This is a genomic window from Ruminiclostridium cellobioparum subsp. termitidis CT1112, assembly GCF_000350485.1.
GTDB classification, from domain to species: domain Bacteria; phylum Bacillota; class Clostridia; order Acetivibrionales; family DSM-1351; genus Ruminiclostridium; species Ruminiclostridium termitidis.
On the sequence record NZ_AORV01000052.1, the window covers coordinates 71,097 to 84,151 of the forward strand.

8 protein-coding genes are annotated in these 13,055 nt (G+C 31.5%); all 8 read right to left on the minus strand.

All coding sequences use genetic code 11. The features are described 5' to 3' along the window. Positions 1-7: 7 nt before the first annotated feature. Positions 8-1,216 carry a DUF262 domain-containing protein gene (locus CTER_RS18755; protein WP_004628129.1) on the minus strand — a complete coding sequence of 403 codons (1,209 nt, stop codon included), beginning with the start codon at positions 1,214-1,216 and terminating at the stop codon, positions 8-10. Positions 1,217-1,441: 225 nt separating this feature from the next. Next, entirely contained in the window at positions 1,442-2,035 is a 594-nt protein-coding gene (locus CTER_RS18760; RefSeq protein WP_004628119.1) for a hypothetical protein, read from the minus strand. A 427-nt stretch (positions 2,036-2,462) separates the two neighbouring features. After that, positions 2,463-3,749 (minus strand): TniQ family protein, encoded by a 1,287-nt coding sequence (locus tag CTER_RS18765; RefSeq protein ID WP_004628112.1) that lies wholly within the window; start codon positions 3,747-3,749, stop codon positions 2,463-2,465. A 58-nt stretch (positions 3,750-3,807) separates the two neighbouring features. Continuing rightward, complete coding sequence (locus tag CTER_RS18770) at positions 3,808-4,992, minus strand: AAA family ATPase (protein WP_004628150.1); 1,185 nt, start codon at positions 4,990-4,992, stop codon at positions 3,808-3,810. A gap of 52 nt (positions 4,993-5,044) precedes the next feature. Next, positions 5,045-7,717 (minus strand): TnsA endonuclease N-terminal domain-containing protein, encoded by a 2,673-nt coding sequence (locus tag CTER_RS18775; RefSeq protein WP_004628161.1) that lies wholly within the window; start codon positions 7,715-7,717, stop codon positions 5,045-5,047. A 1,038-nt stretch (positions 7,718-8,755) separates the two neighbouring features. Continuing rightward, entirely contained in the window at positions 8,756-10,087 is a 1,332-nt protein-coding gene (locus CTER_RS27120) for a TniQ family protein (RefSeq protein ID WP_004628146.1), read from the minus strand. Between the two features lie 265 nt (positions 10,088-10,352). Next, positions 10,353-11,315: a hypothetical protein gene (locus CTER_RS18790; protein WP_004628114.1), complete on the minus strand. Its 963-nt coding sequence runs from the start codon at positions 11,313-11,315 to the stop codon at positions 10,353-10,355. Between the two features lie 10 nt (positions 11,316-11,325). Continuing rightward, on the minus strand, positions 11,326-13,055 hold a 1,730-nt coding region (locus tag CTER_RS28395; protein ID WP_004628118.1), incomplete at its 5' end, for an ORC-CDC6 family AAA ATPase.

Consider the following 13,055-nt stretch of genomic DNA (forward strand, 5'->3'; position numbering starts at 1 on the left):
CCATCCTCTACTCAACTATTTCTATTCTTCCGTCATGTAATTGAAATCTAGGTATTGTAACATCATCAAAAAGTTCTTTTATTATCCTATAAATGCAATCAAAGCGATATACTGTTTTCCCAATATCTTTAGTTGTAGAACTAATTGAATCAATGAACTGACTATCTGTATCGTTTAGGCATTCAAATTTTTGTAAAAATAAATCCTTTCTTTGAATTACTAAATCTCTTATTTCCGAAAAAGCAAAATAATACGTGAATACTTCATATAGAGCACGATTAAACCTTGAACTATACTTATTTGTTTTCCAACGGCTAAAGGCATCTTTTTCTCCAAAGATCTCCATTGTAAATTGAATAGCTTTCTCTAGATTTCCAAAACCCATTTCTATTTCTAATTTTTTATTTATCCATCTACTATTTAACAATTTACATGTATCATCTAAAAATTCTTTTAAGTTACCTCTATAATTTGTTATATTATATTTTATTGCATAGAATCTTAATGCCAGCTCTATATCTCGCATTCTCGGATCGGCGTTCTCATTTCTTAAGATTTTCCTAAACATATTACTATTACCTGTAGCTTCATCTAAGAAATCAAGAAACATTCCAGGATGTAAAGCTTGTCGTAATTCTTGTGGTGAAAGCTTTTTACTTCCAGTATTCAATCTTAAAAATACAGAATACAGAAATTTTTCATTAGGCCAATTTTTTATAACAACAGTTCTAATTGTTTGATTTTCATATTGAGTTCTAAATTGACTATATTCAATGCTACTTTCAATATCACTAAAGGTCTTGCCATTTAACGACTTTAAGAATTGCATATCTTTTAAAATTAAAGTGTTAAATAAATGTTCATCTTGTTTAGAACTAAATTGTCTTAAACTCAATAACCGTTGTTTTCCATCAATAACAATGTATTTATTCTTTTCATCTTTTCGTTCAGCCAATATTATTGGGGGAACAGGGAGTCCTAAAATAAGCGATTCGATCAACCTGCTTTTATCATGGTCATCCCATGCATCTCTTCTCTGAAATTTAGGATTTAAGTCTATATTGCCTTTTCTTAATTGAGATACTATTGTTTCGGTTGTCCAATCAGTGCCCCATATAACTGCCTGATTAAATACATCTAAATTTTCGATGAGTAAGTCTTCCTCATTTTCCTCACCATATATTTCAAATTCCTCATCATAACCTTGACGTACCATAAGTCACACCTCAAAAAAATTAATTGTTTTAGCAAATTATATCATATATGTAAACGTTTTAGAAATAAATGTTGACTTCTTAATCTTTCTACTGAAATCAGTATTAAATTAGAATTGCAATCTTAAAATTTTACAAAACACTCACGTTACTACTTCATAGAACTTCGCAATTTTAGCCTTATCAGATGTTTGCTTTGAAAAATTAAGTCAAAAAGAATATATCCCTTATTTCACACCATATTTTTCGTTTGCTACAACTTCAATTTCTTTCAAGATAGAGATTGCTTCATACCATGTAAACTCTTTTTGTGCTTCTTCTCCGAAAACGATATAAGAGATAACGTCATACATAATTTTTTCATTCCAAACCTTATCCCAATGGTCGCAAATATCTTCTCCAAAGTTACCAAGACACGCATTAAAAGATCTATAATTTGGGTCACATTCTTTTAATTTGGATTCTGCCTGACTAAACATTTCTTTTACAAAGTCGTTTCGATTATCCTCTTGTGTTACCGACCACGGGGTACAAGTGAAGTGCAAAAGAATGCTTTTTAGAATATTACAGTTTTCAACGGGGTATTTACCTAGCCATGTAACACCCCGAGATATGCTTTGCTTTATCGTCCATTGGTCGAGCTCCCCAGCTTCCTCCTGCTGTAGGATAAAACTAGCCTCTACCTGTAAAGTCTTTGCTGCTGGCAAAAACCAGCAATAAATAGCATTGTTGAATAACTTTCCGATCTTTACACCCGATTTTCGTGCATATTCGTTAATAAGCATATCAACACCTTTTTCGCTATCAAAAATACGTTTCATGACCATACCTCCTTTTATATTCTTATATAATTATATATAATTAAAAATATTATACCATAAAAATATGGCAATGCAATAATTTGTATAATGATCGGGGGGGAATTATTGAAAATTACACAAGAACCAGTGATAGTATAAATTCTGTACCTCTCTCTTGTGGGGGTGGGTTTTAAATAGCCCCTTCAATTCCCATGGCAAGGTTATTGGAGACCACGAATTTCTATATCAGTCTCAATGTGTTAAGCTAATGCGAAACCCAAAGCCGTCTTGAACCACTTGGATCAAGACGGTTCAGTATAAAATAAAAACCACTGTTGCATATCTTATCAAAAAAAGACCTCATTTCTAGGTCTTTTTTAATGAAATTTATAACTCATGGAAAATAGATTTCCTCAGCCCAAAGTGGAATTAACTTATTTCCTTCTTTTCAAATACTATAACCTTCTTTTGTGCACCCTAACTCTTCTAGTGTCTCTTTCCAAACTCTTATTTCTTCCTCGCATCTTACTATATCTTTACCAAGTTCATATTTTATAGCATTCTTGCTTGGGAAAACACCTTTATGTAATAATAATTTCATTGTATTTTTAATTAAACTAAGTTTTTCTTTTTTTTGAACTTTTAAATAATTATTATAGTTTTCTTTTAAAATTTCAACTTCTTTAGGAAAGTACTTTTTGATAGTTGCATTTTTAATATTAACCTGATTAGAAAGTTTCGTAAGCGATACTCCATTTTTAGAAATTGCCTCGTCTAAATCTCTTTTTAGTTCTTTTATATCAGTTTTATTTCTAAAACTCTTATTTTTCATTATTATCTTTCTATTCAAAAACAAATCGGTAAAAGTTTCGATATCTTGTGTAAGTAATTCATATACAAAATATCCCACTTTAAACGAAAGCCTTAGCACATCAGACAAACATGGTTTAACTTCCGCCCATTTATAAGGTAAACCATACGTTACATTTATTTCATTACATATCCTTTTCATAGAAATATTTAGTCCACCTATATTTTTGCGAAACTGTAAGAGATTTGCCCCTTTTAGTATGGGAAGCACAGCAAGTAATTGTCCAATATTGTCATAACTCCAAGTATGCCATTCGTCATTTACTAATGGAATTTTGCCGTTTTCATAACCACTTAAACCAAGCCAATAATTGCATTTACTACAGTATCCTACTCTGGATTGAGAAATAAAGATATTTAATTCATTGCAGTAAGGGCATCTTTGTATTAACGGTGTTTGATGTTTTCCACATATATCTACATCTCTAAATGTCCATATTAATTGTTCATATAGAGGTTCGTTTGATTTTAGACTTTCCTCAAAACAAAAGGGACACCACGCATTATTCTTTCGAAATGTACTTCTTGATTCAAAACATTCTTTCCATGCACTCATTGTTAAATGTCTGAGAGAATAATTGCAAGTTTTTTTCCCTAATATTCGAACTATGCAATCAGATACATCTGATTGCATAGCATTTATTTTCATTGCATTACCTCTTGCAAAATGAGTAATCATCAGATAATCTCTACCCATATCTGGAATCAATTCTTTTCGTATTAATGTTCCAACCGAAACACTATGAGCCTCTGCTAACCTTTTAATATAGCTTGTTAAACTTTCTACATACGGGGTGCCTATACCTATCGGTTTTAGATTATATAAATGGCTAATATTATATATATTATAGAATTCATTGTGCATAATGTTTTATACCTCATAAATATTCATAAGTTTATTTAAAACAAATTAATATTTTTGCCTACCGATTATTAACGATATCCCTCTTAGGATTCCTTTCAAATGGTTTTGATTTGACCCTAGAAGTACCCATATTACGATCGAGTCGAGATTTATTTTCATTTTTCTCGAAACCTAACTTTTCTTCAATATTGCCCTCAGATAGTATCTTTTCCATTTTACTTTCTCCTTCTTCAATGCTTTGAAGTAATGCCGAACATGTATGCCCAGACTTTCTACTCTTCTCTAAATGTTCTATAGTTAATGTTTTCGCTTTTTCTTCTAATGCCAGAGAATAGGCATCTTTCAGCCAAATCTTTAAAGTACCAATACAACCAAGAGAATATTTATACAAATATTTCCACTCTTTATCAGCAAGTTTTTCTGCACTCTGTTCAAGTGGTAAATGAAGTAAAAGCTTTTTTGCTGTCTTGCCAAAAATCATAACTTCATCTCTGTTCTTACAGCTATAATGTCGAAAATGGACTATCTTCGTCCTTTGATTTATCTGATCTGTTATACTTTTATCTATATCCTCCAGGAATGTTGTTAGCTCATATGTCCCAATAAGTACAATAGGGGTTTGACTGGAATTCGTCAAAGACTTTAGAAGGTCAGCAGACCAATTTATCTTTTTTCCACTAGAAACCCTCAACATATGATGTGCTTCATCTATAATTAATGCGCCTACCGTTCTATATCTGAGCGCTTTTTGAAGTACTTCTTGATAATCTGCTTTTTGTATCCTCGATATGGGAACACTCCGCCCAAAAGCATCAAACCCGTCTATCTTCCTATAGGAGACTTTATTCTCTATCATAGGTTCATTCAGTTTTTCAAGTGCACTCATCCATAAATTCCGAAAATTAAAGCTGCCTTGTTCTGGAGCTATTGCCTCAACATTAATTACAGGAACACATCCGGGATTCTCTATTAATGCTGGTCTTTTAAATTCAATGATTTTCTCTTTTATAGATTTAATAAGCTCTTTCTTGCCAACACCCGATGGACCACATACAAAAACAAGTCTTTCGGATACATGAGATGTAATGAAGCTTATTGTGCTGCTAATAGCTTCATCTAAAAACTTATGTGATACTGTATAATTATCAAAATAAGTTTTTCGTTCTTCAACACTACTTTGTAGCAATTCTTCAGGAAATTTATACTTTTCCACATTATTATTTAAACTTTTTATGTGTTCCATTCAGTATTATCACACCCTTTAAGCATCAACTGCATAAAAAATAATTGTTCAACTAGTCTTCATCTAGATCGAAATATATGTCCTCATCAATATCAAAGTTTCGATCATAAAATTCCTCGCTCTTCTCATTCGAACTACTATTAGAGCATCCATTAATTACATAGAGTTGCGTATCTATTTCTTCATCAAATATGCATTGCTTCAAATACTCTTCAGTCTTTTCAGCCTTCAAAATAAAATTAGCTAATTCCTTAGCTGAAACACCCGATTTTCTAGCGTAATTTTGCTTTTGAGCCAGTAATTCTTGTGAAGCAATTGAAATCTCACTTTCAGTTTTACCCTTTAATATACTGTAATATTGGGAATAACACTTCTCCCATTGCCCGCGAACATAACAGTATACAATACCAATATCCCATGGGTCAAAACGAGTGGGGACTCGTGTTCCTGCTACATCAGGTTTGTTGAAATTTTTACAATAATAATAAAAGTATTGAACCTTAACTCCACGCTGTAAGTCAACTAGAGAAGTACCATTGTTTCTCTTTGCTACTGGAAGAGTCATAATTTTAAACTCATCATTATAAGGAATAAATCGTAATTTCCTTTTCCCGGAAATTTTAATGCTACGTTCAAATGCCTCTCTTGGACTTTCTCCTAATGCGGTATGCTCATTTACATCATAAAACTCATAAAGGTATTCTTTTAATAATTCATATAAATTGGGTAGAGTCCAAACAGCATGATTCTTGGGATTGACTGATTTCGTAACTTGTCGAACATTTTTTATAATTTTTGTATTACCCTGCAAATTGTGAATTAATTGATGCATTACTGTACCAAAGAGCCGTTCTCCAACGGAACCAAATCTTGCTTTATGTGGGGGTCGTCTTTTAACTGTAACCCCATAAAATGCAAATAAAGTTTCAAAATAGGTACTCCTAAAATCACGACCATTATCTGTAATAATTATCTGAGGGAGTCTATTAAACCTTCTTACACATTCCCGTATAACCATCATATCACTCCTGTAAGATGGCTCATCAAATGTAATAAAGAAAGCTAATACTCTCCTTGTAAAGGCATCCATCAGAATTGTGATCCATGCTTTACCAAGTTTTTTCCCTGTTTTTGAATGTACCATCTCTAGATCGATTTCAGTATGGTCTATATGAGCAATGTGAAATGCTCTCTCCCCATGTCTTGGAGTAGTCATATCTAATTCCCAATAGAACTCCTCTTGCGCATATGCGGCTCTACTCCCTTGCGTCTGCAAAATTCTTTGGTATTTGGGCCTTGATTTAATTATTCTGCCAAAACTTTTTTGGCTCGGCGCAATTAATCCTTTATTTGTACAAACTTTAATAAATTTTCCATAAAGGACTTTAACGCTCTGATTTGTAACTGTTTCATTCTCATCTAAAAACATATTAACGAAATCTAGCATATCATCTGGAAGATGAGGGGTCCTATTACCACGATCTTTTATTTTAGGAATAAGCCCTATATATCCAGAACCATATTGTTGCTCCGCTTGTTTGAAGTCATTTACCCAATTACGAATTGTTCTCTGAGTTACTTTTATACCTTCTTTTATATCTTTAATGGGGATTCCCTCTAAAATGGGAAGAATAATTTCATACCTAAAGTTAGCTATTTTAAGATCTTGCTCACTTGCTTTTGCAATAATTGTCATAATAGTCGAGTCTATTGCCTTGATAATTTCATTTTCTTCCCTCTTAATGCGATTTTCAGAAACCATGTTAAAGAACTGTTCTTTCCCTATCTCAATAATCTTTCCTTCTTCTGAGCTTAGTGAAATGTTTTTTTCGCCCAAGTTCGCTATCACCCAGGGGTTTTTATCCCATATAATTTTATTACCAGGAGCAACCTCTATTGTATGGTCAGTGAACAAAGGTATATTTTTACGAGTTGTAAGCGTTTTATAAGCATATGCTGTTTGTTTATCTATAAAAACACAAGTGAAATCAGGTTCACTTAGCAGCTCTTGCTCAATATTTATATATATTTCTCCCCTCGCTACCATATAGTAAATATCATCTACTTCCACACAATCAATTTTTAGTAGTTCAATCAAGGATATACCAGGGTTGCTACGAACACGTGATAAAACCTTATTGATTGATTTCAGCGAAACACATGTTTTGGTATCAAATAAATAATCTTCTAGGAATTCCAAATTCCTTTGAAGAGTCCAATTAATCTCACTTGAGGATTTTACCCAGTAGTGAAGTCCAAATTGCTTAGCATATTCCTCCCCAGGAGGGCAGCTCCATTTTCCATTAATCAAAACATACCTGTTGGGTGAGTCCTTTGCAAGCTCTAGTAACTCTTCTTCAGTCTTCCATTCTTCCCATCCTGCTCTATCATTGTAAAGTACAAAGTAATCTGGTGTATGATATATTGTTACTACTTTTTCTTTAGCAGATTTATAGGATATTTTTATTGCGGGTGGCTGATCATACATTTCTATTACAGAATCGTCATGTTCTTTAAGATACAATCCAGGTAATTCAACTTTATGGCTCTCAAACTGGATTGTCTTGCCCATTTTTCCACTGGGGTATAGCCCAAACATATTTTTCCTTCCGCCTCCAACATTGCGAGATGGTTCACTTTCTCGAATTCTACTTATCAATTCAGTAGTAGATTCAGAGTAACCAAGTTCTTTACACCATTTTTTGAACTCATCATTTGTAAACATTTACAATCCTCCTTAGATACAATAGGTTCCATACCTCTCATTAAAAATTTAACCACAGTAAAAGTCATTATAAAATCCATATCTTCTACTCCGAGTGCCTGTACAAGTTTGTCTTCCTGTTAAGGCTATCAACTACCATTTAAAAATTTTAGCTATTACCGAATATCTTGATTCCCAACTGTTTTTTGAAAATGATAACCTAAAAATAATAATAGGCAAAAAAAGCAAAAGCTCAGAGAATGTAGCTAAATGAGATCCAAAAAAATCTCTTTTAAAGCAGCGTCGTGTTACACGCCATATACACCCTCCGAGCGTCTTATTCTAACCGTAAAAATACAATCCGATTAGATGCCTCTCAATATTCACTTAATTGATAATTTGTATATCGAAAACAACTATAATTTACTTTTCGGTCTATAATATTTAATACGCAATTCTTCCTGATGCGATTTTCTATTCATTACATCCTCTAGAAGAAATATGTTCCGTTTTATAGGGTTAAGTTTTCCACTTTTAACCAATTGACTTAATCGTGCTCTCTTTATATCAAGTATTTGTAAGACTTCACATGAAGTTACTATTGCACTTTTTATCTGCTCGTTATTATACATTTTCATCAATTCCCTTTTTATTCCTTACCATAATATACTAATATCATATCTATAAATATTTGTAAATAGGTTTAAAAAATAATTGGAATTTACCTTCATATGTTAAATAAAAAATCTCAATTTAAAACTTATATGTAATAACATGAAAACGATAGAATACATTCCATGCAACAAGAAAAGGGCTTTATAAAACTAACTTTATAAGTTTGCTGTGTATCCCTCCTTCTTAAATCAAATAATAATAAATACATTCTTTTTTTCGCCTTGACTTTTTATCCATTTGCTAACACTATTTTTTTCGGTGTAAATATCGCTATTACAATATTACATTTTGTCTATAATAATATCTTACATACATCCTATTGCATAAGCTATATGTTATGGTGTTAGGGGCTTAACTTATAAGCATGCTAAATAAAATAGATGTTTATTTTCCCAAGCCATTCATTCCAAGTTTAGACTTCCATGCTTCTTTTGCAACTTTTTCCCTCAGTATTATTTTGTTTGAAAGATTCATTTCTATCTTCCTTCTCCCCGGATATTGGCCATTTGCTAATAGATTCTCTATTGTATAATCTATTTCTTGTTTTACTTTTTGTGCTCTTTCAATACCGCTTTTTTCTAAGCTCTGCTTATGATTTTTTGAGATCTGCTTGCATAAATCAGGAAAAATCCTATACAATACTCTTTTATTAATTCCAATCTTTTGCGCTACCTGTGACATCGGAATATTTTTATCTTTTCGTAAATACTTTTCTAATTCTTCCCTTACTTGATCGTAACAAAGTTTTTTTCTTCCTATATACTTATTTTCGGTTACAATACTTGCCTCCCCTCCTATTAAACGACTTGTCTTTGCTGTAATATCAGCGTTTATTAGCATGTCTTTCAACATCACTCCAAATCTATATCCTATAAATAACAATTTATCGAGTGTTGGTATTGATTTACCGCTTGACCAGTCAGATACAGTTGCCTTTGAAAAACCTGTAAATCTACCAAAGTCCAAAATCCCATTACAGGTATTATAAATTAGGTAATTTATATTATTGGTTAGGTTCTCCCTTTTGGGAAAGCAATTTAATGTAGGAGCTAAACGAAGTAGTTCCCCAATATTAGAATTTACCCAACTCTGATATTTAATATCACTTCCGGATTTATTATTATTGTCTTTAGGACTATCCCCAAGCCATGCATTGCATTTTGGGCAAAACCCATTACATCCTTTCCGGTGTAGATACGGAATTTTACTATTACAATTAGGACATACGCTGGCTAATCTAATACCATGTTTTTCGCATATCTCAGCAACCTTAAAATTCCACAGTAATGGAGAAAAAATTGGCAAGCTACTCTTTCTTAATTCTTCATAGCATTCCGGGCACCATGATAGTGTGCCCTTTAATAAACCTTTTGCAGGAATAACGTCTCTCCATGTAGTCATGGTCATATATTGTATATCATTTCGACATGTCAATGCTGAAATAATCCCGGCAAAATCAGAAGCATTTTTGTGGGTTCCATTTAAAGCATGGGCTGAATCTAAGAAGCCATTTCCACCATTTACTGCGTATTTAGAGATATATTCCCTATTAAGTCTTTGCGCTAATACCCTATTTAACAATGTGCCAGTATATACAGAATGCGCTTCTGAAAGTCTTGTTATATAACTTGTGAGACTTTCAATATATTCTGTTTTCAATCCCCCAGGTTCAATATTATATAGGTAACTATGCTGAAAAAAATAAATCTCTTCCATCTGCGCTTGACTCCTTATGCCTTTAAGGAGATTATTAACATTCAATATCAAGTTTAGATTATCTGAATATATTTCCTAACTAAAAGTTAAATAAATTTTGGGCTGTTAGCACTTTACAAAAGAAGTAGGTTAAGTGTGTGCCCTCCACAGCAACTTTAAAATAAAGTTTGTATGCCTTAAAATCTTATAGCAAAAACAGCCTCCTACGACTTTATTATGTCATAGAAGGCTATATATTAGTATTTCAGACATTTATTCACAGGATCTAAAAAATATTTTTAAACATATGAACATTTTCTCCATGCATTGAATAATTGAACTTGTTGTATACCTCTGCAGAAATATAAGACAATTGAATATCTTTGTTACTAATTCCTAATAGCCCGCATGCAATCGTAGAAATTTTATTATTCATAGGTATGATAACATTATTGCAATTGTTATAAATATCTAAATATGCTTCTATATGCTTTTTGCATTTAATTATATCAATTACTGAAACTTCTATATTGTTAATATTCGGAAATAACTCAATTAAATTGTTGCATTTACTTTTATTTATCGCATAATGTTCATTATTAATTGATTCTTCAATTGCGCCATTAATTAAAGTGATGTGTTCATAATCAAAAATTTCAATTATTTTTTTTGTCCTTTCGTTCTCAAATCCCATTATAATTAATAAATGATTTTCTTTAGATGGATCAAAGTTCCCAGGATAGCCTATTATTGTTCTTACTTCTTTTATGCCCTTAGTTAACCACTTCTTGTCGTAATCTTTTTCATCAATTGAATACTCTTTAGATTCTAAATAGCAAAAAACAATTTTATCAGTAAGATTTTGATACTCACTAATAATTTTAATAAACATCAAAAGATGTTCGTGAGAAAAAGTTGTTATATCAATCAATATCTTCCCAGAAATATTAATACCGTTTAAATTGTTTTCTATAACTTCTTTAATTGCTTTATATGAGAAACTAGGGTTATTATACTTTAGCTCAACTCTTTGCTTAAAATTTGAATTCAGAATGGAATATATTTTGTCTGCATTATTAATATTTTCAATATAAAAGTCATTTATGTAAAATATTATGCTATTAGGAATTTCTATAGTCGCTAAAGCCGTAGGTATAATATAGCTTCGATTTTCAAAACCAGCCGCACAAATAAAAACATCAATATTTTTCAAGGTATCTAAATCTTTTAATGTAAATATTTCTTTCATAGTTTGCTCCTTAAATTAATGGTAGCTGAACATGTTTATCTTCAGGATCTAACCATTTTTCACCCTTCATTTTAAAATTATTAACAAATGTTGTTGGGTTATACATTGCCAGGCATAAACTTTCACAAGTAATAAACTTATATCCTGTAAAGCCACTTGGGTCTAGCTTGAAAAATGGTGCAAATATCCTATTTAGAGTATACAATGAAGTCTTTCCTGTACCCATTTTATTACTTATTAAAGATTTATGGAAGTAACCATGCTCTACTCCTAATTCTAGTACTTCTTTCAATTCGCTATTTGGCTTGTTTTGTAGCGCAAATGAAAAGACCCTTCTTTCAGCATATTCAGACAGTAGAATTAAATGAAATATTTGTCCAAGAGCGTTAATCAAATTTCTTAACTTTTCTATCTTTTCCAACTGGACATTATTGTTTTCACAATCATCTTCATATTTTGAAAAGTTAGTGTCATAATAACTATTCGAATATTCTTTAATTATCGCATCCTGAATACCAGGTTTAAGATATTTAATACTCTCAGATGGGTAATCTGTAATTTGCCGATTAAACATACTTGCAGAAAAGTCAATAAAATGTCTCATAACACCAGATGAAATATTAACTAGATTTTCAAATCCCGAATAACTGTATGTATATCTATTCTTAAGGTTTTTCATGTAAATTGCACTTGAATACCTATATGCATAATCATATGCCTTTCTTTCCACATCTTCAACATTTGCATTCTCTTTCAGGTATTGTTCTTTAAGGCTGTTAGTTATTATCTCTAGTCCAGTTGCTTGTTCTTTATCAGCGGGGAAAAAATCTTGTGTATCTTGAGTATTATATCCAAATTTATTTAATCTCTTTTTTATAACCTCTTCAAGTCTAGGCTTGTATCTACTTTTCTTAGTAGTATATAAATCTGCCAAGTTAACTTCTGAGTAATCGTGTGGTGTTGTTATTAGCTGATTATTTGTAGTTTTATATGTTTTGTAATTCATTTGAGTTGAAATCTTCAAACTAACAACCTTAGTTGTCCTATAAGATACCCAAGTATTGAGTATTTTGGTTTGGGCTAAATTCAAATTATCCGCATCGTCAATAAGTAAGTAAATTGGTGATTTTGGCATAAACGCTAACTTTTGCAACGCTTTTAATAGCGGATATAGAAAATCCTCAAAAACACATATCTGACCATTGTAATCGATAATTCCATTTCTATTATCAAGCTTGAGTAAAACTTTACGTGAAAAATCACTATTTAAATCTTCAAATAGTCTAAGCACATATTCTAGGATTTCCTTACAAATTCTTTTATCTGTATAAATATCAGAATCATAACCAGATAGACTAAATATTCTTTTTAAATCTTTATTAACAAATTCTAGGCAAGACTGTAGATTTTCTTCGTTTTCATCAATATCAAGTTCAATAATTGATTGAATAATAAAATTAGAAAATCTTATTATCATAAAATGTTCTGTTAATAAATATTCTCCATGATTATTGTTTAGTAAGTCTAAATCTCTTAAGTTAAACAACCCATTTTTTATCGGTATCGTTATAGCAAAATAATCTAAATCCTTTATATCTTTATTAAACTTTAACCTCTGGCAATCTGGGTTCATAAATCTAAACATCATACTTTTTCCAGAGCCTCTTGGGCCATGTATAAATGTATGCCCAGTCAAAAGAACACTTTCAAAATCACTAAAAACATTTACAAATAAATCCA

What these genes read in the sequence shown, in the direction of transcription:
- CTER_RS18760 (WP_004628119.1), bottom strand. Translation starts at nt 2,035, where the DNA reads ATGAAACGTATTTTTGATAGCGAAAAAGGTGTTGATATGCTTATTAAC.
- CTER_RS18770 (WP_004628150.1), bottom strand. Translation starts at nt 4,992, where the DNA reads ATGGAACACATAAAAAGTTTAAATAATAATGTGGAAAAGTATAAATTT.
- CTER_RS18775 (WP_004628161.1), bottom strand. Translation starts at nt 7,717, where the DNA reads ATGTTTACAAATGATGAGTTCAAAAAATGGTGTAAAGAACTTGGTTAC.
- CTER_RS18790 (WP_004628114.1), bottom strand. Translation starts at nt 11,315, where the DNA reads ATGAAAGAAATATTTACATTAAAAGATTTAGATACCTTGAAAAATATT.
- CTER_RS18765 (WP_004628112.1), bottom strand. Translation starts at nt 3,749, where the DNA reads ATGCACAATGAATTCTATAATATATATAATATTAGCCATTTATATAAT.
- CTER_RS18755 (WP_004628129.1), bottom strand. Translation starts at nt 1,216, where the DNA reads ATGGTACGTCAAGGTTATGATGAGGAATTTGAAATATATGGTGAGGAA.
- CTER_RS27120 (WP_004628146.1), bottom strand. Translation starts at nt 10,087, where the DNA reads ATGGAAGAGATTTATTTTTTTCAGCATAGTTACCTATATAATATTGAA.